This window comes from Actinomycetes bacterium (assembly GCA_036000965.1).
Lineage (GTDB): Bacteria > Actinomycetota > CALGFH01 > CALGFH01 > CALGFH01 > DASYUT01.
The window spans coordinates 1-22,558 of record DASYUT010000150.1; the positions used below are offsets into that span (position 1 = coordinate 1).

Here is a 22,558-nt window from a genome sequence, read left to right on the forward strand (position 1 = left end):
TCGCCGTAGCCCGGCTGGGCGGTCAGCCGGTCCAGTTCGGCTGCGACGTCGGCTGGGAGGCCGGCCAGGGTCCCGCCAGGATGAACGACCAGGACCTCGCTTCCGTTGAAGTACAGCGCCCAGGTCCCTCGCGGTGTGCGGGCCGACGTCGTGGGCACGCCGAGCGGGGCGTCGGCGCTGCCAGACGGCGACGACGGGGAGGTGGCCGCGAGCACGTCGGTGCTCGCGGCGGGCCGGTCGCTGGTGCGCCGGAGCTGCTGGGGCGGGTGGTGGACGACCATGCTCGGCCTGCGCGTCCCTCAGGCAGCAGCGCTGACGGCGACGCCGATCTTCCCGGCGTCAACGCTCGGCTCCCACTCCAGCTCTTCCTCGACATCACGCCGCAGCTCGCTGTCGGTCTTCATCGCTGTGCCTCCGGTCAGTCGGCATGATCCCCGACTGGGTTGCCCCGGCAAGGCGGAATATACGACCGTCACGGTAGGCGTAAGGGCGTTGCGACGACCCGGGCTCGCTCAGGGGCGTGACGAAGTCGCCAAGGAACTCCCGCGCGGTCGCGGTATGGTGCCGGCGCGCCGCACCGCCCGGGCCTCGGAGTATGCCCGGCTTACCGGTCCCATACCGGGCAAACTCGGGATCCCGCCGGAGGGTTGAGGCTCAGTAGAAATGCGCAGCTGCTCGGCAGCTTGAGCAAAATGCAGGGAGCGGCGATGCCCGGCCGAGGCGTCGCCGCTCTCCCTGCGTTTGCCTGGTCTATTTAGAGATCGAATTCCCCATCACGCACTCCGCTGACGAAGGCTTGCCATTCGAAGGGAGTGAACACGAGCATCTGGCTGCCCGGGTCCTTCGAGTCGCGGACCGCGATGTGACCGTCGACGAATGCGACCTCGACGCAGCCGTTCGTGTGGCTGCGCGTGCTCTTCCGCCATACAGCGCGGGACAGATCGACCATCCCACATCCCCTTCCTGGGATTCGAGAGAGCTGCTCGGCAGCGCGGTCAACGGGGGAGCTTGACCGGCGGCGGGAGCATAACTCGCCCTTGTCCAAAGGGTGAGCAAGAATCGTCCGGTTCAGCTCGTCAGCGGTCAACTACGCTTCTCGACGCTTCGGCGTGTTCATCTGGGAGCTCGCTCTTGCCCAGCTCGGCGCGAGGCCAGCTGCCTTTCCAGCAGGTCGGCGGGATCTCGCGACTGCTTCACCCGGCGGGAGGTGGCCCGCCCCTCGACTCGTCGTGAAGGTATTCGTCCGGCAGCCAGACCAGGCAGTCGATGTGCTGGTGGAGGGCCCGGACGGCCCTGCGATAGACGCGGCGGGAGAGCTTCGTTCGGTCCGGGCCGAAAACGAGCAATCCCGGCTTCCGTTCGTCCACCAGTTCCACGAGGGCCTCGATCGGGTGAAGGCTCTTCACCCGGAGGCGTTCGACCCGGACGCCCAGCGAACGGGCCAGCTCCGCTGGCTCGCGCAGGGCCCGAGCCAGCTCGGGCGTGTAGTCGAGCTGGTCATAGCCCATCATCACGGACAGGGGCAAGGGTGGGAGCACCACCATATTGGCCACGATCAGCAGCTGCCCGGACTCCACCGCGGCGTCCACGGCGACGACCCAGGCCTGCTCTTCGAACGGGACGTCCAGCGTGGCCAGCAGCACCGGCCGCCCCCCCGACTCGACCGGCGCGGCGGGGACCCTCGACCTCGGGCGGCTATGGGTCGACATCCTTCTCCGGGCGGAGCTGCCACCTTGGGAGGTTCCGGGCCCGGCGCCGGACCTTCCGGCGCCACAGCGGCATGTACCAGAGGAACCAGAATCCCAGGACGATCGGCATCAGGAGAAGGAACCGCCCACCGGCGAAGGCCCCGAGCAGCGCGAACACGGCCACGATGGCGAGGGCCGTCCCCATCACCGAGAGCCGGTACCGGCGCATCTCCCGCATGATGCCCCAGTACGCCTCGGCCGGGATCTGCGCGGTGTTCCAGCGACGGCCACACTGCTCGCACGTCCATCGCTCCCCGTAGGGGACGTACCGGACGTCGCCGCAGTCGCAGCGGACGGTGATGGGCGCGCCGCGCACCCTAGAACCCCGCGGGCCGAGGGGCGGCCACGGTACGAGACTGCCAGACCCGCAGTTGGGTGCACCGCCCTTGCATTGCCTCTCGCCCTCGCCGACAATGAGCCGCATTATAGAACGGTATCTACGGTATCTGCGGGATCGTCACGGCTCGAAGGCCTGTGGCACGGCCCAAGGGCTCGTGGCACGGCACAGGGAGTGACGATGGCTGAGGCGGTCATCGAGGAGCGCCAGCTTCTCAAGACTCTTCGCTGGTACGACGGGTTCGTCATCGCGTTATGTAACCCCGGGTTCCTGATCGCGTCGCTCGGGTTCACGTTCGACAGCGTCGGCGTGCTCGGCTCGGTGATCCTCTGGGGCATCTCCGCCACCATCGGGCTCCTGCAGAACTGGATCTACTCCGAGACGGCGGCCATGTTCCCCGACAAGCCCGGCGGCATCTCCCTGTACGCCTACGAGGGATGGCGGCGGTATTTCTCGCTGTTCGGCCCGATTGCGGCGTTCGGATACTGGATCGGGTGGTCGGTGGTGCTCTCCATCTTCGGCAACCTGATCGGAGGCCTGATCACCGCCGAATGGTTCCCGAACGCCAAGCTGGGGGGAACGTCGCCCGGGTACTTCAGCACGGGACCCGTCAACATCGGCCTGCCGCAGCTGATCGGCGTCGGGCTCATCGTCGTGGTCTGGCTGTTCAATATCCTCGGCGTGAGGCCGTCGCTGGCGGTCGCCTACGTGACCGGGGTCTTGCTGATGATCCCGCTCGCCGTGTTCATGATCGTGCCGTACCTGACGGGAGACTGGCACAGCTCCAACATTCACTACGCGGCCGTGCCGGGGTACAGCCGCTTCACGGTCGCCATGGTGTGGCTGTTCATCATGTGCTGGTCGGCCTATGGCATCGAGGTCTGCGCCAGCTTCGCGCCCGAGTACCACGACACGAAGCGGGACACCGCCTTGGCGCTTCGCACGGCGGCGTCGTTCTCGCTGGTGGTCTACGTGTTCCTCCCGCTCGGGCTGGGGGGAGTGACCGGCGCGCCGGATCCCACGACCGCCTATGGCCCCTTCTACGTCGAGGCGTTCAGGAACATCGTCGGATCCGGCTTCGGCGGCGTCGCACTCGTGCTCTTGATCGCCAGCCTCATCCTGTCGATGAACTCCGCCACGGCGGATGGCGGCCGGGCGCTGTACGGGATCGCCAGGGACGGGATGACGGTCAAGCAGCTCTACCACCTGAACAGGTTCCACGTGCCGGCCCGGGCCATGACCGTGGACATGGTGGTCAACGTCGCCCTGATCCTGTTCGTCGCCAACAACCTGGCGATCCTGTACATGTCGAACATCGGCTACGTGCTCTCGCACGTGCTGGCGCTCTCGGCCTTCCTGCTGCTGCGGAAGGACCGGCCGAGATGGCCGCGCCCCATCAAGGTCGGGCCGGTGTGGGTGGCGCTGGCCGGCGTCTTCTTCGTCCTGAACCTCATGTTCGTGATCTTCGGCGTGACCCAGCAGAAGCTGGCTGCGCTGCTCGGCGGCTACAAGTTCGGCGGGTACCCCTTCTACCTGGGCGTCGGCGTCCTGGTGCTGTCGGTGCTGCTGTACTTCTACCGGAGGGTGGTGCAGGACCAGAAGCCGATCACGCTCCGCGACAAGGACGCACCCACGATGCCGAACGCCGAGCAGATGGCGCTTCTCCAGGCCGAGGAGGTCACACCCTAAGCGCCTGCCGCAACGTTACGTTGGTCGCCGGGGGGACTACCCGATGACGCCGGTGTGATCGTGATGGGCTCGCGCGGCAGGACCGATCTTGCGGCCCTGGTGCTCGGCAGCGTCGCGCACAAGGTGCTCCATCTCAGTGACCGGCCGGTGCTGATCGCCCGCTGAGACCGCGGCAGGATCAACGAGGAGCATGAGCTCGTCCTCGCGTAACTGCACTACCAGGCTAATCGTGGGCTACCTTTCAGCAGGTCGGTCAGGAACGCGGCCGAGGCGTCCGGCCGGAGCGCCGCGTCGCGCAGGCCGCGAAATGCCAGCGCATACCGGGTGATCTCCTCGGGGCGCTCCAGGTAGAGGTCCCCCATCGTGTGCTCGAGGTGCACGACGTCGGGGTCGGTCGGCGTGGAGAAGCCGAGGATGGTGAAGGGGCCGTCCACGCCGGTGTGCGCGCCCACCGTGAAGGGCAGCACCTGGATCGTCACCTTGGGCCGTCCGGCCATCCCGACAAGGTGACGGAACTGCTCCACCATGATCGTTGGCCCGCCGACCGGGCGCCGCAGCACGGCCTCGTCCAGGATCGTCCTGAGCTCGGGCGGGTCGTCCCCGTCGAGGATGGACTGCCGGGCGACCCGGAGCTCGACCCGGCGCTCGATCTGCTCGGCGGGCAGGTCGGGGTGGACGGCACGCTGGACGGCCGCCGCGTACTGCCTGGTCTGCAGCAGCCCGGGGACGAGCAGCGCCCCGTACACGTTGATTGTTGCCGCCGCGACCTCCAAGCCGATGTAGGGGGGCACGACCGGCACGTCACCGTACGCGTGCCACCAGCCTCGCAGCCGCGCTTCGCGCGCGATCTGGATCAGGGCGTCCCGCTGCTCGCCGCCGACCCCGTACAGCTCCAGCATGTCGCGGACGTCGCGGGGCATCGCCCCGACCTGCCCGGTCTCGATGCGGGAGACCTTCGAGTCCGAGCACTCGAGCTTCTTCGCGACCTGTTCGATGGTCAGCCCGGCCTCTTCGCGCAGCCGGCGCAGCTCGACTCCGAGGCGCCGGCGTCGCACGGTAGGGCTGAGTCGGGCTGTCACGATGCCCTCCACCCCCTTGGGTCGCGGGTCGTCCCCGCATCATCCAGCATGGTTCCGAGCGAGTGCTACCTGCAAACCTGTGAGACGGAGACTTGCAGAATGCAGACTTGCGCATCCATCGAGCCTCCCGCACACTCTCCTCGAGAGAGACCGTTATCTCTAGGATCGACCCGAGGAGTCTCCGACGATGACGCCTGGCAAGCCCCGCGACAGGATCCTCGACACGGCGACGAAGCTGTTCTACCAGGATGGCATCCAGGTCGTCGGCGTCAACCAGGTCATCGACGAAGCCGGCGTGGCGCCGATGACCCTCTACCGGCAGTTCGGCGGCAAGGACCAGCTCGTGGCCGCGTCGCTCGAACGGTGGAGTGACCGCTGGCTGCACTGGCTCACCGACGAGCTCGACCGGGGCGGCGACGACCCCGAGGCACGGTTCGGGCGGCTGTGGGACGCGCTCGAGGAGTGGTTCGCCACCGAGGAGTTCCACGGCTCGTTCGTTGCCAACGCCGCGACCGAGCTCCGCAGCAAGCCCGAGCACCCGGCCCAGCGCGTGATCGCCGCGCACCGGATGGCAACGCATCAGCTCCTCGAGGATCTGGCCGAGACGGCGGGCGCGCATGACCCCGCGGATCTGGCCGATCGGCTGCAGGTCCTGGTCGACGGGACCGTGGCGGTCGCCGCGGTCGACCACCGGCCGACCGTCGCCGTCGGGGTCCGCGCCCTCGCAGGTGCCGCCCTCGCCGACAGCTCGGCCTGAGCAGCAGCTCAGAAGTCCTGCACGTAGCTCGACGCGGTGGCCAGGGACGCGGTGGCCAGGGACGCCGTAGCCAGGAAGTACTTGCCCTCCCTCCCTGCCGAGGCGGCACCGGGCGCTAGACTCCCACCCGCCGACAGGCCGTTCCCGAGGAGGACCTCCATGGCGCGCAAGTCCGGCAAGACCGATGTCGACCTCGTGCCCGAGCACAGCCACAAGTTCGAGCACCAGCACAAGAAGGGTAGGAGGAGGCGGCTCATGCTGCTCCTCACCCTAGCCGGCAGCGTCGCCTTCTTCCTGCGGCGCAGGAAGCAGCGGGCCGAGCTCGACGAGGGTGTCTGGCACGAGGCGCCACCCGCATAACGCCCCTGGGGCGCGCCCGGCACGGCCGGGGCTGGCCGTCCACCAGCAGCTCACGAGCTGCTCGTCGACGCCGGTCGGCGAGCGGGAGGCTCCTGCGAGCCGGTCAGGTAGCTGGATCAGGCCGGTTGTGCTCCTGCCGCGTACAGAGGACGCGCGCAGGTGACGTGGACGGTCAAGCCTTCGCGCGGTTCTTGGCGTCGAGGATCATCCCAGTCACCGTCTGCGTGCTCAGGCCGAGCTTCCTCGCGATCTCGTCCGGACGCATCCCTCTCGCGTTGTAGATGCGTGCAAGATCCTGCTGCGACTCGCTCCACGAACGTCCAGGGTTCTTGGACTGAAACTTGCTACGGTAGGGTCGAGCGGGGCGGGCAGGTCTTCCTTCGCCCCCCACGCTCCCGAAGGAGGCTCGTCGCTCGTCCCGGTAGGCGCGACTGGCCGTCTCCGTCCGCGTGCGCCCGTCCAGCACCTCATACTGGTCCGCGGCCTTGTTCACGCCCACAGCCAGGATCGTCAGTCCCTTGGCATTCTGCTCTTGGCACTCACGCTTGGTGCAGTAGTCGTACTTCTCTGCTCGCTCGGGATGCAACTCGCTCCCGCACGTGACACACGTCGCCATCGTCCTCCTCGGAAATCAGCATCGCGCAAAGGGCTCCCCGCTCGATACCTTTGTGCAGGCTCGATTCGTCTGGCCTGGGCAGGCTCCTTCTGGAATGCCAGTGTTGTAGAGCGGCGAGCCCAAAGCCTCGGCAGGACTGCCCCGTCAGCTGCAACAGCGGCCGAGCGCATGGTGTTCCCTGCGCTCGGGTCCGGCGGCCGAGCGGCGCGGCACGCCCCCGGCCCCCGGCCTTCGCCGAGGGCCGGGAACAGGGCCGCGAGGCTGACGTGTCAAGTGTGTCAGGCGTCCGTGCCCGGCAGCAGGGCGGTGGCGTCTACATCCGAGGCTCTGGCGCGGATCACGACCACGGACACCACCAGCGCGAGCACCGCGAAGACCACCGCGAGCTCGAAGGCGGTCGAAATGCCGTGGGCCAGCACGTTGTCGGCGTACGCGGCTGGTAGCTGACCGGTCTGCCGGAACTGGGCGCGGGCCTGCGATGTGGCGGTGGCGAGGAACTGTGCAACCTGGTTCTGAGCCTCGTTCCGGCTCGCGGTGCCGAACACCGTGACCAGGATCGACAGACCCAGGGAGCCGCCGACCTGCTGCATGACGTTGAGCAGGCTGGACGCCGCGCCCGACTCGTGCGGTTCCACGCCCGAGACCGCCACGATCGTCAGCGGCACGAACAGCAACCCCATGCCCAGGCCGAACAGCAGCATCGGGCCGAGGATCCCGTCGAGGTAGCCGCTGCTGACCGAGACCTGCGACTGCCAGGCGAGCCCCGCGACCGCCAGCACGGCGCCGGCCACCATGAGGGGCTTCGGCCCCAGCCTGGGCAGCGACCGCGCGGCGACCTGTGAGGTCACGATGATCGCCGCGGTGATGGGCAGGAACGCGAAGCCGGCCTTCAGCGGGCTGTAGCCGAGGACGCCCTGCACGAACAGGGTGAGGAAGAAGAACATGCCGAACAGCGCCGCCGCGAGGGCGAGCATGACGCCGTAGATGCCCGCCCGGTTGCGGTCGCGGAACATGTGCAGCGGCGTGATCGGCTGCCTGGTCCTCGTCTCGATGAAGAAGAAGACCGCGAGGAGGACTACGGCGGCGACGAAGGAGCCGATCGTCCCGGGGTCGCTCCACCCCTCCTGCGCCGCGCGGATGAACCCGTAGACCAGCGCCGCCATCCCTGCCGTCGAGGTGAGGGCCCCGCCGAGGTCGAACCTGCCGGGCTGCCGCTCCGACTCGGTGATGTAGCGCGGCGCGAGGAAGGCGAGCAGGAGGCCGATCGGCACGTTGACGAACAGCACCCACCGCCACGACAGCCACGAGGTGAGCATGCCGCCGGCGAGCAGGCCGATGGCCGCGCCGGACACGGACACGGCCGCGAACACGCCGAACGCGCGGTTGCGCTCGCGTCCCTCCGCGAAGTTGGTGGTGATCAGCGCCAGCGCGGTCGGTGCGGCGATGGCGCCACCGACGCCCTGCAGGGCGCGCGCGGCCAGCAGCCAGCCCGACGACGTGGCCAGGCCGCCGAGGAACGAGGCGACGGTGAACACGAGGATGCCGGCGACGAACACGCGGCGACGACCGAGGATGTCGCCGGCGCGGCCGCCGAGCAGCAGCAGCCCGCCGAAGGTGAGGGTGTAGGCGTTGAGCACCCACGACAGGCTGGTGGTGGAGAAGTGCAGGGCCTGCTGGATCTGGGGCAGCGCGATGTTGACGATCGTCGCGTCCAGCACGACCATGAGCTGCGATGCCGCGATGATGGTGAGCGTCAGTCCAGGGTGAGCACCCCGTCGGGCCGTGCCCGGAGGTGGCGACGTCAGCGGTTGTGAGACCGTCATAGGCTGTCTCCGTCCCCTTAACTAGTGTACGATCCCGTTCACTAGTGGGCGACGGTACACTGCTGGTGTAAGGAACGCAAGCGTTCACTACCTGTCCAGCTGGAGGTTCACCGATGGCCGCTCAGGCGGACCCCACGGCGACACCGTCCTGCACGCCGTGCTCCCCCACGCGGCGCCGCGGCGAGACCCTCGAGCACGCGATCTTCGACGCCGTCCTGGACCAGCTCCAGACGGTCGGCTACGCAGGCCTGACGATGGAAGGGGTCGCCGCGTGCGCCCACACCGGCAAGGCGGCGCTGTACCGCCGCTGGCCGTGCAAGGAGGACCTGGTCGTCGACGCCCTCCACCACACCCTGCCGTCCCTGGCCGACCTGCCCGACCACGGCAACGTGCGCGACGACCTCCTCGACCTGCTCTGCCGGGTGGCGGCCTTGGTCAACTCCCCGACCGGCTGCGCCCTCCAGAGCCTCATGGCCGAGATCGACCAGGACCGCCCGTTCGCTCGTATCCTGCACGACCGGGTCCTCGAGCCGCGCAAGCGGATGTTCCTCGACGTGCTGGAGCGAGGCGCCCGCCGCGGAGAGGTCCGGCCCGACGCCGTCAGCCAACTCGTCGCGGAGGTCGGCCCGGCCATGCTGGTGCAGCGGTTCTTCGTGGATGGCGCCCCGGTACCCGACGCCTACGTCGTGTCGGTCCTCGACGACCTCGTCATGCCGCTGCTCCGGCCGTGGACCGAGGCGGCCTCTACGGCAGCACGACGGCCAGATCCTTCGGCACGCTCGATTTGATGTCTTCCCACTCCCCCTCGGTGACGTAGTGCCGGAGAGCCCGCAGGACCGTTTGGACCAATGGTTCCATGCCGCCCTCGACCTCGTAGGGGAACTCTCGCCGGACCCGCTCCAGAAACTCTTCCCGGTGCATCTTCACCGGCACGTCGGTTGGGTCCCAGCCTTGGAAGTAGATGCCGCGGATCAACATCGGCAGCTGAGCAGAGAGCTGAGCCGCTTCCTCGACCGTCAGTCGATCACGCAGCGCGTGCAGGACTGCCCTCAGGGCAGCGTAGGACTGGTTCCGGCGCTCCTTCGGCCAGCCATAGGCCTGCTCGATCTCCTTGAGAACTCGATTCGTCTTGTCGACAGTAGTGCTGAACGAAGCGAATCCCGTGTCAGCCATCTGCTCCGGCCCTCCTGGACTTGGCGTGGCTCACGACAAAGGGCACGTCCAAGAGCCTGCCACCCGACCCCGTGGACCCGAGCGGTCACTCGCGGCGCGGCGCCGACGTCAGGTGACGGGCGAACCAGTCGCGGGCCAGGCTGGCCACCCGTTCCAGCGCCCCTGGTTCCTCGAACAGGTGGGACGCGCCCGGGACGATCTCAAGGCGGGTCTCGCCGCCCAGCTGCTGCATCGCCTTGCGGTTGAGCTCGATGACGGCCGGGTCGCGCTCCCCGACGATCAGCAGCACGGGCTGGCGCACCTGGGGGAGGTACTCGCCGGCCAGGTCGGGCCGGCCCCCGCGGGAGACGACTGCCTGCACGGCGGCAGGCCGCGTGGCGGCAGCGACCAGCGCGGCCGCCGCGCCGGTGCTGGCGCCGAAGAGCCCGACGCCGAGGCCCTGGGTGGGCTCATACTCGACCAACCAGTCGGTCAACGCCGCCACCCGCACCGCGAGCAGGTCGATGTCGAACCGGAGGGCAGCAGTCCGGGCGTCGACCCGCTCCTCCTCTGGGGTGAGCAAGTCGGCCAGCACCGTGGCCAAGCCGGCGCTCTGCAGCTCGCCGGCCACGTAGCGGTTGCGGGGGCTGTGACGGCTGCTGCCGCTCCCGTGGGCGAACAGCACCACCCCCCGCGCCGTCTCCGGCACCACGATGTCGGCGTCCAGCACGACGCCCCCGGCGGGGATCTCCAGGCTCTGTTGGACGGCGTTCACAGCGTCTCCCTCGGGCGTCACACGGCGAACGGATAGGTCTCGGGCACCTCGCCCTTCTCCCAGCCTGCCGTTCTCTCGAGCGGCTCGACCGCCCGCGTCTCGTCGATGTGGATCACGGCGTCGACCTGGTCGGCCACCCGGGCCCGGAAGTAGTGGCTCTGCCGCTCGGTCTCCGGGCGGTAGACCACGCCGATCGCCCGCTCGAGGCGCGCCGAGCGCAGCAGTTCGGCCGTGCTTGGCGCGATGCCGAACGAGACCAGGAACGCCTTCTCGCCGACCTCGTGGAACAGCTCCTCGACGCTGTCGGCAAGCGCCGGCCGCACCCACTTGCGCTCGGCCGGCCCGCCCCAGTCGTCGGCGGCGGTCACCGTGCCCGTGTAGGTGGTGAAGCCGACCAGCCGGCAGTCGCCGGGGTGCCGCTCGCGCACCAGCTGGCCGACGTTGAGCTCGCCGTGGGCCGCGACCTCGGTCGCCCGGGCGTCGCCGACGTGGGAGTTGTGGGCCCACACCACGATCCTGGCCGGCTCGCCCCGCTGGCGGCTGAGGTGGTTGGCGAGGGCGTCCAGGGTGTCGACCATATGGCGGTCGCGCAGGTTCCAGGACGAGACCCGGCCACTGAACATCGAGCGGTAGTACTCCGCCGCTGCCTTCACCGTGCGCGCGTTCTGCTCCGCGTAGAAGCGCTCGTCCTCGGCGATCAGCCCGTCCCGCCGCGCGTACTCCAGCGCGTGGCGCTGCAGGTCGACGAGTTGCTCGACCACCTCCCGCTCGCATGACTCGCCCCCTCCGAAGGCGGCTGCAAAGCCGTAGGCCTGGCCGTCGTCGCCGGCGTAGTGGTCGAAGCAGGCGTGGCGCTCACGGGCGCGCGCCGCAGCGGCCGGGTCGACACGTTCGAGGTAGGCGATGACCTCGTGCATCGACCGGTAGAGGCTGTAGAGGTCGAGCCCGTAGAATCCCGTCTTGGCCCGCTCGTCGGGGGCGAAGCGGTCGTTTCGCTCGCGCAGCCACCCCGCGAAGTCGAGCACCACCGCGTTCCGCCACATCCAGGTGGGGAAGCGCTCGAAGCCACGCAAGGCCTCTTCGGCGGTCGCGTCGTCGCTGCGGCCACGAACGTACCGGTTCACCCGGTAGGCGTCGGGCCAGTCCGCCTCGACCGCCACGGCGCAGAAGCCCTTCTCCTCGATGAGTCGCCGGGTCATGGCGGCACGCGCCGCGTAGAACTCGTGGGTGCCGTGGGAGGCCTCGCCGACCAGCACCAGCCGCGCATCGCCGACCAGGTCGAACAGCACCTCGTCGGGCGGTACGCCATCCTCGACCAGCGCAGCCTCGGAGCGGACGACGGCCACGCCCGTCGCCCCCCGGGTGCCTGCCGCGGCCGGCCGCGCCGCCGACGCGGCGCGAAGCAGGTCCCGCACCTCCTCGTCGGTGGTCTGCGTAAAGTCCCAGTAGGAGGCCCCGACCGCGTAGAACGGCGACGGCGTGGTCGCGCAGACCACCTCGTCGACCAGGGCAGCGAGTTCCCGGCAGGTCGACTCGGGCGCGGCCGGTACCGCGACCACGATCCTGGCGGGCCGGAGCTGGCGGAGGGCGTGGATGGCGGCGCGCATGCTCGCGCCCGTGGCAAGGCCGTCGTCGACGACGATGACGGTCTGGCCCGCGACGTCGGGCGCGGGCCGGCCCTCCCGGTAGGCCTGCTCCCGGCGCAGCAGCTCGCGGCCCTCCTGCTCGGCCACCTGCTGGACGACCTCAGGCGGAACGCCCAGGCCGCGGACGACGTCGTCGTTGAGGACGATCACCCCACCACTGGCGATCGCCCCCATGGCCACCTCCTCGCGGCCGGGGACGCCCAGCTTGCGCACCACAAACACATCCAGGGGCGCGCCCAGGGCCGTGGCGACCTCGTAGGCCACTGGCACGCCACCCCGGGGCAGCCCCAGCACGATGACGTCGGAGCGACCCCGATAGTGCTCGAGGAGGCCGGCCAGGACTCGACCGGCATCCCTCCGGTCGCGGAAAAGACGGTCCGCCATTCCAGCCCCCTTTGTCCATTTCGAAGAGGACCCGGGCACCCCTTGAAGAGGACCTGGGTACCCCTTGAAGAGGACCTGGGACCCCTCGAAGGGGACCTGGGACCCCTCGAAGGGGACCTGGGTACCTCATTGCGAGCCGGACAGACCACGCACTTCCAGGGCTTGGGGGTTGAGGTGACACCTCTCCCTGCCCTGGATGCCTTGACCTCCAAGCGATCCATCCAACCCCGGCTGTCACTCCAACACCCGAAGCCCTGTAAGGGCCTTGGGGTGGTTGCCGTGGCCGCCTCGGCTCTGCGGCTCAAGGCCGGCCTGCAGCCAACGGACATGAGCTGGCTACCACCATCCCTGCCGCTTTGCCCACCGCAGCAGCAGCGCTGAGATGCTCGCCATCACCACCAGCACCGCCGCCAGGTGCACGAAGTCGGTGTGGTCGTTGACGATGATGTTCATCCCGTAGACCGACGACAGGGCGGTGATCGGCAGCGTGACCGCCGCGATCACGGCCAGGCGCTCCGCGGCGATCGTCAGCTTCGTTTCGGTCCGGGCCTGGTAGAACTCGATCACTCCCTGGAGGTAGTCCCGTTCGCCGTCGGCCACACCCTGGACCCGGCCGAACTGGTCCACGATGTCGACCACCAGCGGCTGGCCTTCGGGGGGGACGAAGCGCGTCAGGGCGGCCATCCGCCCGTAGGTCTCGCGGCTCAGCGCGGCCATGGTCCGGACCGCGATCAGCCCGTGGCGGGCGCGGAACAGCTCCTCGAGGAACTGCTCGGGGTCGCGGGTGTCGCCAGCCGTGACCTGTTGCTCGAGCTGCCACACCTCCCGGGTGAGGGCCGCCACGAACCCCTCCTGGTGGCGGGTCAGGGCCGACACGATCGCGTAGGACAGCTCAAACGGCGAGGAGGGGCACAGGCGGCCCGCCTCGATCCGCTTGAGCGCCATGCGGGTCTCACGGAGCATGGCTTCGAGCGTAACCGCCGGGTTGACGGGACCGTGGACCGTGACCAGGTAGCGAGGACCGACGAACTGGTCGAGCTCGACGTAGTGAACGTGGCCGCCCTTCCCCAGCTCGGGGGCGTGCAGGACGATGAACACGTGGTCAGGGTAGACGTGGACCTTGCCGACGTGGTTGCGCTCGACACAGTCCCGGATGGCCAGCGGATGGAAGTCGAAGACTTGTGACAGCACCCGGACGGCTTCCTCGTCACAGTTAGGGATGTCCACCCAGACGAACCCGTCCTCGCGGTGGAGCAGCGCCTCGAGCCCCTCGACGGGATGCTGCTCAACGCCCTTCTCGGATACCAAGCGAATGTCCACCCCGCTCGCCTCCTCCAGACCGTTCCAGGCCACCGTGCTCCAGCCAGGTCGCCTGAGCCTGTACCGCACGCACGGGCTCGGCAACTCTTGGGAGGCCCCAGGCTCCTACCGCCCTAACTCAGCCCGAGTCGACGAGCATGGAGAAGCCGGGTGACGCGACGTTTGCTGTCGGGCGGTCGAAGGCGGCGAGTGGTGGGTAGTCCGGGCCGACCACACCCAATTCCCGGCACCGCCAGTCGCCGTGGCACCAGAGCGACCGCGGACTTGCACCCCGGGCGCCGCCTGGCAGAGGCTCTGAGCACCCGTGCATCTGAGTACGTGCACGACCGGCCCAGGTGTCCCGGCCCAGGTGTCCCGGCCCGGCTGTCCTGGCCCGGCTGTCCTGGCCCGGGTGCCGCGTGGCACCACGGTGCTGTTGACCGCCTGAGCGGCCGGGAAGCGGTCGCCCACCGAAGCTTGAGGAGGAATCCATGTCACGGTTTGTGGAGTTGCGGCGCCACACCGACAGCGACGGCGACGTGCTGACCGACCAGGGTGTCGCGGCGGCGCTGCGCATCGGCGCCGGCCTGACCGGCGGCTACCAGCTCGGGGTCTCCAGCGGCGCCCAGCGGGCCACCCAGACGCTGGCCTGCTTGCTGGCCGGGCTCGGCCAGCCGGTGCCCGGTGGGGTGATCGTCGAGGCGGGGCTCCGCTCCGGGCTGGAGGAGCGCTGGCGGGAGGCGTACCAGCGGGCCGGCAGCGGCGACCTGGAGGCCCTGCGGGCCGCCGACCCTGAGCTTGTCGCCGAGGACTCGGCCAGGTTGGGAGCCGCGCTGGGTCGGGTGCTCGGGCGGCTGGGCGATGAGGAGCGGGCGCTGGTCGTGGGGCACAGCCCCACCAACGAGGCGGCCGTGCTCGGCCTCACCGGCCAGGTGGTCGCGCCGCTTGGCAAGGGGGCCGGGGTGCTGGTGGTGGCCGACGGGGAGGGCTTCCGGGTCGAGCCCCCGGACGCCTGACGAGCCGTACTCACCGGCTGCGCCCTCGTGACGTCTGCTGATCCTTCCGCCGGTGGGGGTGTGCGGTCGGTCGCACTGGGCCTGGCGCGCTACCGCTTGGGGATGTCGGCGAGATGGGCGGTCGCCCGGCCCCCGTTTCCGGCCGCCAAGGTCGCGTAGGACGGGATGGCGTAGAGGGTGACCCGGTTGTCGAGGAAGTCGCTGAAGGCCAGGGTCCGCCCGTCCGGGGAGACGTCCAGCCCGGTGGTCTGGTTGCCGCCCACGATTGCGTCCAGGACCTTGCCCGTGACTGTGTCGATGGCCAGGACCGAGCCCCATTCCGGGCCGGGCAGGTAGTAGGAGCTGCCGTTCTCGCCGCGGTTGGACACGTACAGGACCCTCCCGTCGGGGCCGACGTCGATCGTGTTGGGCTTCTCATCGGTGCTGGCCAGCTTGCGGGCCTTCTCGGTGCCCAGGTCGACCGTGAACGCGGTGTCGGTCGCCATGTCGTCGGCGTACAGCCGTCCCCGCGCCGGATCGCCGACCAGATGGCGCAGGGCCCCGCCGGTGCGCAGCAGCACCGTGGACCGGCCGGTGGCCAGGTCGATGCGGGCGAGCTCCCCCTGGTCGTAGCCGGCGACATACAGGCGGGTGCCGTCCTGGGTGGGGTACAGGCCGCGCGGCGTGGCCACCGTGGGCAGCAGCCGCCGCACCCGGCCCGAGGCCAGGTCGATCTCGGACACGTTGCTGCTCGACCAGTTGGCCACGTACAGGGTCTTCTCGTCGGAAGACAGGGCCATCACCTTGCTCCAGGTCCCCCTGGTGGGCAGCTGGCGGCGCACCCGCCGTGTCCGCCGGTCGATCTCGAACACCGAGGCGGACTCCATCTGGCTGGCGTACACGGTGCGGCCGTCCCGGCTGAAGATGACCTCGACCGCCCCGTGGCGGCCCAGCTTGACTTGGGCCTTGCGTCGGCGGCTGGCCGTGTCGAACACCTCGACACCTCGGCCGCCGAGCAGGGACACCCAGATCTCCCGGCTGTCGGACGTGAACGCGACCTGCTTGGGGTTGGATCCGGTGGTGAAGGTCCCCAGCTTGTGGTGCAGCAGCCCGGCCGGGTCCAGCCACTGCTCCAGGGAGCGGTCGCGATCCAGCGTGAGCTGCTGGGTGAGCCTGTTGTAGCCCGCATGCGCGAGGGTGAGCTGAAGCCGACCGCCCGGCACCATTCCCTGGAAGGGGGTCCGGGCAGTCCGTGCGGATCCGTCGGGGCCCACGATGCGCAGGGCCGCACCCGGGGGATGGGTCGTCACCGCCAGGCGATGACGTGCCGCCACGACAGGGGCCCCGGGCTCTGCGCCGCTCTGGCCCTTCCCGGCCTGCGGCGGGGCCGAGGTGGCGGGAGCGCTGGCGTCCAGGGTTGACGCGCGGCGGCCGGCGAGGCTGAGCCGGCCAGTCGACCGCAAGATCCCCACGGCGACGAGCGCCAGCACCAGCATGACAACGACCACGGCCACCCGCCGGTAGGTGACGTGCATGCGCATCCGCCTCCCGCGCATTGCTCGATTCCCGGAAGGACCGATGCACTCTACCGAGAAGGGACGAACACGCCTACCCGTAACAATCGCGTAGCGGCCAGGCTGGTCGGCTCACCCCGCTCGGGACCTGGCACCCGATGGTCCGCGTAGCGCGAGGGCTTCACGGGTCGCAGACGTCCGGTGGCCGGCAGCCGGTCATCCGCCGGTCCGTCCCGTCTCGACGACCCGGCCGGTGAACCGGTGCGCACCCACCGCCACCAGCAGCGGCACCCCCAACGCCTCGGCGAGCCCGGCGTACCTGCGGGTCTTGTCCTCCACCCGGTCAGCCAGCTGCCTCAGCCGTCAGGCCCTCCACTACTTAGGGAGAACTACGTATGTACAAGTGCCGATCTCGGCTGTAGACCAGCGAGCGGCCAACGCCTGGGTTGCTGAACTCGCTAGCGGGTCTGCAACCAGCACGCCAACGTGAGGGGAGGCAACGCAGGGCTCGCTCGGCGCAGGGTGCCCGGCGCACGGCCAGCAAGGGAGAAACGCGGGCGTCTTGAACCGGGGGGTAAAGCAATGAAGCAATGCCTGCGGCGACTCCTGACGGTAGGCGTCTCCTTCGCCGTCGCCGGGATCATGCTGACGGCTGCCGCGTTCGCGACATCGGGCGCGCACTTCTTCAACGTCAGCAGCAGCGTCAACGACAACGGCGCCCTCATCGTCAGCTACGACGAGGCCGGCGTCGGCAACGCGACCGTCAACTACACCATCCACATCGACAACGCGACCGCCGTGTACGCCTGCATCAACGGCGGCGGCAACCACCCCAAGGCGGCGAACAAGGAGACCGTGAGCGGCGGGTTGACGGTCGGGTTCTCAAGGGACCCGACCAACGGCCGCGTCACGGGCGCGACCTCGCCAGCGATCGGGCCGCAGCCGAAGGGCTCGTTCGAGTGCCCGTCCGGCCAGACACTGGTGCTTGCCTCGGTCTCCTACACGGGCATCACGCTCACCGACACCACCAACAACGTCTCCACTCCCGTCCCGGACGCAAGCAGGACCTTCGTCAACCTGCGGTAAGGGCTTGCCAGCCAACAACTTGGTCGTTCCACCGCCGGAACACCGAGGAAGGCAGCACTCCACCTGGCCAGGTTATTTGGCAGCGGGCCCTAATCATCCAGCCGAGTGAAATCGCCCGCGTCTCTCCCACGCTCATCACCGGCACACTGGACGACAAGCAGCCACCATACGGGGGCCAACCGGCCCCCGTATGTGTTGCATCCCTCACTTGGGGCCCGAGCGTTCGCCGCGCTACCCCAAGGCCAGTCCCTCATCCTGCCGCGCGCCCCGGGGAGCGCTTGCCAACGACGAAGGCGGTCACTCTGGACGGGCCTTGCCCATCACCGGAGCTGGTGCCCGTACCGCCAGGTCCGAGACACGTCCATGCTCGCCGGCCGTGCCCTCACCGTACCCGTAGCGGCGGTCCCCGATGGTCAACCACGGTCAGCATCGACCAGCGCCAAAGGCTCCTGAGCTGCCCTGTCGGCCGATGGCCAGCAGTCTGGACGTGCTTCCCAAGCTCGCGGTTCGCCCAGGGCAGTGATCGGCCTTGCCGTGCCCGGCCGGCCGCTCCGGTCCCTGGTCGCGGAGGACCGGAGCGCCGGGAGGCGTCCGCGCCCGGACGGGACCGGGCCAGCCGCGCTCCTGGTGGCCCTGGTCCGCGCTGGGTCCGCGCGGCATCGGGAACCGCTGGTCCTCGGCAGGCACGGGCGGTCACGACCGGTTCAGGAGAACCGCAGGTCACCGCGCCTTCACGCCCAGGACCTGGGACGCGTGAGGCGGGTGGAGGCGGGTTCGAATCCCACAGGCCCAGGCCTCAAGTGCTGTCCGTGGCCAGCAGCACCTCCGTGGCCTTGATAACCACCGTGACAGCCGTACCCTCCGCAAGCCCAAGCCCCTCGGCCGAGCCGCGGGTGATCGCCGACACAATCTCGTTGCCGCCCACCTCGACGACGACCTCCGCCATGACCGTACCGAGCTTGACTGACTTGACCGTGCCTCTCAGCTGGTTGCGTGCGCTCAGCGCCACGTTGTCCTCCTGGCCTGGCCTCTGTTGGGCCGCCAAGCCTACCGAACCGGGCGAATCCAGCGGCCCAGCGAGGGCCTGCCGCGCGCCCTGCGGGCGTTTGCCAACGAGGCAGAGGGTCACGGTGGACGAGCGCAGCCTTTGCGCACAGCCAGCTCTCTTGCAAGTTCGTTCGGGCTACACTCGGTCGCAATGCAGCTCGACCACATTTTGATCGCTGTCACCGACCTCGCTGCCGTAGCGGAGGAGTTCGAGGCCCGGTACGGCCTCGCGTCGGTTGCAGGCGGCCATCACCCGGGCTGGGGCACCGCGAACAGGATCGTGCCGCTTGGGGAGACCTACCTCGAACTGGTCGCCGTCATCGATGAGGATGAGGCGGCGGAGAGCGTGTTCGGGAGGTGGGTTGCTGGCGGTGCCGCCAAAGCCGGTCGCCTGCTCGGATGGGCGGTGCGGACCGATGACCTCGACGCCGTCGCCCGGCGGCTCGGCCTGGCAGCACGCTCCGGTTCGAGAGCGGGCCCGGATGGGAAGCTGCTCCGATGGCGCAGTGCAGGCATCGAGGAGGCCGCTGCCGATCCGTCGCTCCCCTTCTTCATCGAGTGGCCGTCGGGAGGGACCTTCCCCGGGCGCTCCGCGGCACCACAGCCAGGCGCAATCACCATGCTGGTGCTTCGCGGCGACCCGGACAGGCTCTCGTCCTGGCTCGGAAATCACAGGCTGCCGATCAGCGTCGAGCCGGGCAGCCCAGCGGTCACCGGCCTCATCCTCGCCGGTCCGCGAGGGGAGAGCATCATCGGCACGCGTCGACCGTGATCCAACGAGGCAGTTGGTGACCGAGGACGGGCCTCATCTACGGCCAAGCTGGTGCCTAGGCCGCCAGGCTGTACCGCCGTCGTCCTCGCCGGCCGTGCCACCAGCGTGCCATTCACAACGGTCTCGACCAGTCCCGAGCGGATAACCACGCACAACGCCACGATGGCCGTGGGCTGCGCTGTTCACCGCCTCCGCAGGGAGCGACCCTGCCCGGACTGGCTTTGGGAGCAGGTGGTCGCTGCACCAGAGCCCAACGCCACGCTAGCCGTCAGCGACGGCTTCTCCTTGCCTACCAGGACAGGCCGCAGTGACCACCACCCGGTCAACCAGATGCGCCACGGGCAGTGCTCGGCGCGCCTCGTCCTGCAGCGAGGCCAGCCCGGCATCGTCGCCTGGGTCACCGCGCTCGAGGGCGACCTGAAACACCCGGGTGAACCGCTGGTGCCACTCGGGCCGGGACGCCACCGCCACCTCGGCAAAGCCCACCAGGCGCAGCGTCTCGGCCCAGTCGATGCGCATGCGGCTCGGCAGCTGTGAGTCCCCGAGGTTCCGCGCCTGCCAATTGGTCAGCGCCAGCCGACCGCCAGGCCGCAGCAGCCGCAGTGCCTCGCGGGCCGCCGCGGTGGGATCGGCCGCAAAGTGCATCGCGTCGATGGAGACGACGGCGTCGGCGGTGGCATCAGGCAGGCCGGTGGCGGCAAGCTCACCCACGACAAAGCGTGCCCGGTCGGCGAGCCCGAACAGCGCCGCCCGCTCGGCGGCCTGCTGCACGGCGACGGCCGAGAAGTCCACCCCAACCAGCAAGGCACCTTCCGACCGTGCTAGCCAAAGCCCAGGACCGCCCCGGCCGCATCCCAGATCCACAAGCGTCTGGCCTGGTGCGAGCGCGAGGGCGTCGCCGACGTGGCGAAGCAGGGCGACCGAGAGGAAGGAGTAGGGCTCGATCTCGGGCGGCAGGTCGGGGCTGGCTTGCTGCCAGACCCGCCGGAGGCCCGGGGATTTCGCCACGGAGGCAAACCCCTTGTCGAAGTCAGCGGCGGTGGGGGGCGAAGCGGGGTGGTCAGCGGCCGGGGTGTCTTGGCGGTCGTCCGACACTGTCCCTCCCACCTGCGTGAAAGGTGGCCCGTCTGCGTCCCATCCCGCCCTACCACCCTCCACGTCCGTGAGGTTTCGCCTCTGGAATCTCTCGCACTGCCGTTGCCCAGGCTCCCCACGAGGCTGAGCACAGCTTACTGTGGCCGCTCATGAGCTACAGCCAATCCCCGGGCGAGAGCCGCCGATGGGCCTCGCGGGCGCGTTCGTCGGCGACCGAGGCGCCGTAGCGCTGGAGCATCGCGCGGGACTTCCAGCCCGCTAGTCGCATCAGGTCGGTCTCGCCGCCGCCCTGACGGAGCCACAGGTGGGCGAAGGTGTGCCGGAACAGGTGGGCGTGCAGGTTCTCGATGCCGGCCTCGCGGCCCCGGCGGCGAAGGAGCTGCGCGATGCCCGAGGCGGTCACGCGCCCCTTGCGGCCGATCCAGCACCACTCCAGCTCGGCATGCGGGTGGCGGGCGCGGGCGCGGAGGTACTGGTCGAGCGCCTTGCCGGTCTTGGCGCCGAACGGCAGCGCGCGCTCCCGGCCGCCCTTGCCGACCACGACCACCACGCCGTAGTTGAAGTCCACATCACCGGTGCGCATGCCACCGATCTCGGCGCGACGGCCGCCGGAGTCCAGCAGCAGCAGGATCAGCGCGCGGTCCCGGCGGGCCTCGAAGTCCTTGCCGGCGCAGGTGGCCAGCAGCCGGCGGAGGGAGTCCTCGGTGAGCACCGGGGCGGGCTGCTCGGGCACGGTCGGCGGCTTCATCTTGCGCATCGGGTCGGCGGTGATCTCGCCCTCGTCGTCGAGCCAGGCGTAGAAGACCCGCAGGGCCCGGTAGCGGTTGGCGGCGGTGGCGGGCTTCCAGCGGGCCAGCAGGCCGGCAAGGAACGCCTCGATGTCGTTGCGGCCGGCGTCGGGCAGGTCGACGCCGCGGGCGGTGAGGAAGGCGGCGAGCTGGGTGACGGCCTCCAGGTAGGTCTCGACCGTGCGGGCGGACTTGTCCTCGGCCCGCAGGTGGCGCTCGAAGGAGGCGGGGAGGTCTACGCTAGAGGGTGCCATACCAGCCAATTGTACCACGCACTTATGTGCTGTTGGAGCGCTGTGCTAGACTCCCTGGGAGGTGGCGCGGTAGCATCAGTGCAGCTCAGAGGGTATGTTCCACGGGGATGTAGCTCAGCTGGAAGAGCACCTGCTTTGCAAGCAGGGGGTCGTGGGTTCGAGTCCCATCATCTCCACTCTCTCGCTCGTTTCCCCAGCTCAGAGCCCTGTGAACCGCTCCGCTGTGGGCGGTTCACGAGCGTTCAAGGGTTGCATTGCGCTCCACGACACCCTAACTTGGCACTATGGCTGCTGCTGCGGCGTCCGGGCCGGACCTGGCGGCGCTCAACGCGAGCTTCCGCCGCACCCTCCGGGCGCAGAACAAGAGCGACCGCACGGTCGAGGCGTACACCGACGCGGTGCGGCTGCTCGCCGAGTTCTGCGCCGCCAGCGGCCACCCGCTAACTGTGAGCGCGCTCACGCGCGGGCACGTCGAGCTGTTCATCGGCGACCAGCTCGCCCGCTGGAAGCCGGCGACCGCGAACAACCGCTACCGCGGCCTTCGGTCGTTCTTCGCCTGGGCGGTGGCCGAGGGCGAGCTTGAGGCGAGCCCCATGGCCGGCATGCGCCCGCCGCAGATCCCCGAGACGCCGGTGCCGGTGCTCGGCGAGGAGCAGCTTCGCCGGCTGCTCAAGTCGTGCGACGGGCGCGACTTTCCCGCCCGCCGCGACACCGCGATCATCCGCCTGCTGATCGACACAGGCCTGCGCCGCGGCGAATGCGCCGGGATCATGCTCGACGATCTCGACCTCGACGACCAGGTCGTCACCGTGCTCGGCAAGGGCCGGCGGCCCCGCGCGCTCGCCTATGGCCGCAAGACCGCGCTGGCGCTCGACCGCTACCTGCGCGTCCGAGCCGCCCACCCGCACGCGGCGCTGTCCAACCTGTGGATCGGCCGCAACGGCGCCATGACCCCCTCGGGCGTGTTTCAGGTCGTCGCCGAACGCGGCGCCTCGGTTGGCCTGCCCGGCCTGCATCCGCACCAGCTTCGCCACTCGTTCGCAGCCTCGTGGCTGGCCGCCGGCGGCACCGAGGGCGACCTGATGCGCCTGGCCGGCTGGAAGTCCCGCTCGATGGTCGACCGGTACGCCAAGGCCACGGCGGAGCAGCGAGCTCGGGCCGCGCACGCCCGACTCGGCCTCGGTGACCGTATCTAGGCCTTCAACAGAGACCTGCTCCCGGCAAGGCTGTTGGCCTGCTGCAACGGTAGACCGCTGGTGACCGTGCCTCGTTGGCAAGCTGCCAGAGGCGGCGCGGCAGCTCGGGCTAGGACCCCAGAGCGAGGGCGCTTTGCAACGAACTC

The 22,558-nt window shown here is 69.7% G+C and carries 26 protein-coding genes and 1 tRNA gene; 10 read left to right on the top strand and 17 right to left on the bottom strand.

Translation table 11 applies throughout. The features are described 5' to 3' along the window. From VG276_12850 to VG276_12865, 4 genes are all read right to left on the bottom strand, one after another. On the bottom strand, positions 1-281 hold a 281-nt coding region (locus tag VG276_12850), incomplete at its 3' end, for a hypothetical protein (protein HEV8650263.1). Between the two features lie 473 nt (positions 282-754). Then, on the bottom strand, positions 755-949 hold the full coding sequence (locus tag VG276_12855; GenBank protein HEV8650264.1) for a DUF397 domain-containing protein: 195 nt from the start codon (positions 947-949) through the stop codon (positions 755-757). Between the two features lie 244 nt (positions 950-1,193). Continuing rightward, positions 1,194-1,643 carry a hypothetical protein gene (locus tag VG276_12860; protein ID HEV8650265.1) on the bottom strand — a complete coding sequence of 150 codons (450 nt, stop codon included), beginning with the start codon at positions 1,641-1,643 and terminating at the stop codon, positions 1,194-1,196. 52 nt (positions 1,644-1,695) lie between these two features. Next, a complete protein-coding gene (locus tag VG276_12865; GenBank protein ID HEV8650266.1) occupies positions 1,696-2,064 on the bottom strand; it encodes a hypothetical protein in 369 nt (122 codons plus the stop codon). Between the two features lie 201 nt (positions 2,065-2,265). Between VG276_12865 and VG276_12870 the strand changes: the two genes are divergently transcribed. Together VG276_12870 and VG276_12875 are read left to right on the top strand one after the other, a co-directional pair. Further along, complete coding sequence (locus VG276_12870; GenBank protein HEV8650267.1) at positions 2,266-3,774, top strand: APC family permease; 1,509 nt, start codon at positions 2,266-2,268, stop codon at positions 3,772-3,774. A gap of 54 nt (positions 3,775-3,828) precedes the next feature. Continuing rightward, on the top strand, positions 3,829-3,939 hold the full coding sequence (locus tag VG276_12875) for a universal stress protein (GenBank protein ID HEV8650268.1): 111 nt from the start codon (positions 3,829-3,831) through the stop codon (positions 3,937-3,939). 50 nt (positions 3,940-3,989) lie between these two features. Here VG276_12875 and VG276_12880 read toward each other — a convergent pair whose 3' ends face one another. Beyond that, a complete protein-coding gene (locus VG276_12880; protein HEV8650269.1) occupies positions 3,990-4,853 on the bottom strand; it encodes a helix-turn-helix transcriptional regulator in 864 nt (287 codons plus the stop codon). Between the two features lie 187 nt (positions 4,854-5,040). Here VG276_12880 and VG276_12885 point away from each other — a divergent pair, with 187 nt between their 5' ends. Further along, positions 5,041-5,610 carry a TetR/AcrR family transcriptional regulator gene (locus tag VG276_12885; GenBank protein ID HEV8650270.1) on the top strand — a complete coding sequence of 190 codons (570 nt, stop codon included), beginning with the start codon at positions 5,041-5,043 and terminating at the stop codon, positions 5,608-5,610. An 8-nt stretch (positions 5,611-5,618) separates the two neighbouring features. On the opposite strand, the gene VG276_12890 is transcribed toward VG276_12885, so the two are convergent. Further along, positions 5,619-5,771: a hypothetical protein gene (locus tag VG276_12890; protein HEV8650271.1), complete on the bottom strand. Its 153-nt coding sequence runs from the start codon at positions 5,769-5,771 to the stop codon at positions 5,619-5,621. Here VG276_12890 and VG276_12895 point away from each other — a divergent pair. Beyond that, entirely contained in the window at positions 5,770-5,970 is a 201-nt protein-coding gene (locus VG276_12895; protein HEV8650272.1) for a hypothetical protein, read from the top strand. The two genes, VG276_12890 and VG276_12895, sit on opposite strands and share 2 nt — an antisense overlap. A gap of 172 nt (positions 5,971-6,142) precedes the next feature. Here VG276_12895 and VG276_12900 read toward each other — a convergent pair whose 3' ends face one another. Beyond that, a complete protein-coding gene (locus VG276_12900; protein ID HEV8650273.1) occupies positions 6,143-6,586 on the bottom strand; it encodes a hypothetical protein in 444 nt (147 codons plus the stop codon). Between the two features lie 278 nt (positions 6,587-6,864). Further along, complete coding sequence (locus tag VG276_12905; protein HEV8650274.1) at positions 6,865-8,409, bottom strand: MFS transporter; 1,545 nt, start codon at positions 8,407-8,409, stop codon at positions 6,865-6,867. Positions 8,410-8,522: 113 nt separating this feature from the next. Between VG276_12905 and VG276_12910 the strand changes: the two genes are divergently transcribed. Next, on the top strand, positions 8,523-9,197 hold the full coding sequence (locus VG276_12910; GenBank protein HEV8650275.1) for a TetR/AcrR family transcriptional regulator: 675 nt from the start codon (positions 8,523-8,525) through the stop codon (positions 9,195-9,197). On the opposite strand, the gene VG276_12915 is transcribed toward VG276_12910, so the two are convergent. The 4 genes from VG276_12915 to VG276_12930 form a co-directional block, all read right to left on the bottom strand. Next, the gene (locus VG276_12915) at positions 9,154-9,582 is read right to left on the bottom strand and encodes a DUF2267 domain-containing protein (GenBank protein ID HEV8650276.1); all 429 of its coding nucleotides are present in this window, start codon (positions 9,580-9,582) and stop codon (positions 9,154-9,156) included. The two genes, VG276_12910 and VG276_12915, sit on opposite strands and share 44 nt — an antisense overlap. Positions 9,583-9,667: 85 nt before the next feature. Beyond that, positions 9,668-10,336 (bottom strand): alpha/beta family hydrolase, encoded by a 669-nt coding sequence (locus VG276_12920; GenBank protein HEV8650277.1) that lies wholly within the window; start codon positions 10,334-10,336, stop codon positions 9,668-9,670. 17 nt (positions 10,337-10,353) lie between these two features. Continuing rightward, the gene (locus VG276_12925) at positions 10,354-12,366 is read right to left on the bottom strand and encodes an erythromycin esterase family protein (GenBank protein ID HEV8650278.1); all 2,013 of its coding nucleotides are present in this window, start codon (positions 12,364-12,366) and stop codon (positions 10,354-10,356) included. Positions 12,367-12,702: 336 nt separating this feature from the next. Continuing rightward, positions 12,703-13,686, bottom strand: a complete 984-nt coding sequence (locus tag VG276_12930; GenBank protein HEV8650279.1) for a magnesium transporter CorA family protein — start codon at positions 13,684-13,686, stop codon at positions 12,703-12,705. Between the two features lie 470 nt (positions 13,687-14,156). Between VG276_12930 and VG276_12935 the strand changes: the two genes are divergently transcribed. After that, positions 14,157-14,681, top strand: coding sequence for a histidine phosphatase family protein (locus tag VG276_12935; protein HEV8650280.1), 525 nt, complete (start codon positions 14,157-14,159; stop codon positions 14,679-14,681). A gap of 89 nt (positions 14,682-14,770) precedes the next feature. Here VG276_12935 and VG276_12940 read toward each other — a convergent pair whose 3' ends face one another. Together VG276_12940 and VG276_12945 are read right to left on the bottom strand one after the other, a co-directional pair. Beyond that, the gene (locus VG276_12940; GenBank protein HEV8650281.1) at positions 14,771-16,201 is read right to left on the bottom strand and encodes a YncE family protein; all 1,431 of its coding nucleotides are present in this window, start codon (positions 16,199-16,201) and stop codon (positions 14,771-14,773) included. Between the two features lie 189 nt (positions 16,202-16,390). Continuing rightward, on the bottom strand, positions 16,391-16,513 hold the full coding sequence (locus tag VG276_12945) for a hypothetical protein (protein ID HEV8650282.1): 123 nt from the start codon (positions 16,511-16,513) through the stop codon (positions 16,391-16,393). Positions 16,514-16,756: 243 nt separating this feature from the next. Between VG276_12945 and VG276_12950 the strand changes: the two genes are divergently transcribed. Beyond that, positions 16,757-17,260 (top strand): hypothetical protein, encoded by a 504-nt coding sequence (locus VG276_12950; protein ID HEV8650283.1) that lies wholly within the window; start codon positions 16,757-16,759, stop codon positions 17,258-17,260. Positions 17,261-18,056: 796 nt separating this feature from the next. On the opposite strand, the gene VG276_12955 is transcribed toward VG276_12950, so the two are convergent. After that, a complete protein-coding gene (locus tag VG276_12955) occupies positions 18,057-18,269 on the bottom strand; it encodes a TOBE domain-containing protein (GenBank protein HEV8650284.1) in 213 nt (70 codons plus the stop codon). A 138-nt stretch (positions 18,270-18,407) separates the two neighbouring features. On the opposite strand from VG276_12955, the gene VG276_12960 reads away from it, so the two are divergent. Next, positions 18,408-19,079 (top strand): VOC family protein, encoded by a 672-nt coding sequence (locus tag VG276_12960; GenBank protein HEV8650285.1) that lies wholly within the window; start codon positions 18,408-18,410, stop codon positions 19,077-19,079. 261 nt (positions 19,080-19,340) lie between these two features. Here the strand turns inward: VG276_12960 and VG276_12965 are convergent, their stop codons facing one another. Together VG276_12965 and VG276_12970 are read right to left on the bottom strand one after the other, a co-directional pair. Continuing rightward, positions 19,341-20,237, bottom strand: a complete 897-nt coding sequence (locus tag VG276_12965; protein HEV8650286.1) for a class I SAM-dependent methyltransferase — start codon at positions 20,235-20,237, stop codon at positions 19,341-19,343. Positions 20,238-20,328: 91 nt separating this feature from the next. Then, entirely contained in the window at positions 20,329-21,216 is an 888-nt protein-coding gene (locus tag VG276_12970) for a tyrosine-type recombinase/integrase (GenBank protein HEV8650287.1), read from the bottom strand. Positions 21,217-21,319: 103 nt separating this feature from the next. Between VG276_12970 and VG276_12975 the strand changes: the two genes are divergently transcribed. Both VG276_12975 and VG276_12980 read left to right on the top strand, forming a co-directional pair. Beyond that, a tRNA-Ala gene (locus tag VG276_12975) sits at positions 21,320-21,392 on the top strand. 108 nt (positions 21,393-21,500) lie between these two features. Continuing rightward, positions 21,501-22,412, top strand: a complete 912-nt coding sequence (locus tag VG276_12980) for a tyrosine-type recombinase/integrase (GenBank protein HEV8650288.1) — start codon at positions 21,501-21,503, stop codon at positions 22,410-22,412. The last annotated feature ends 146 nt before the right edge of the window (positions 22,413-22,558 follow it).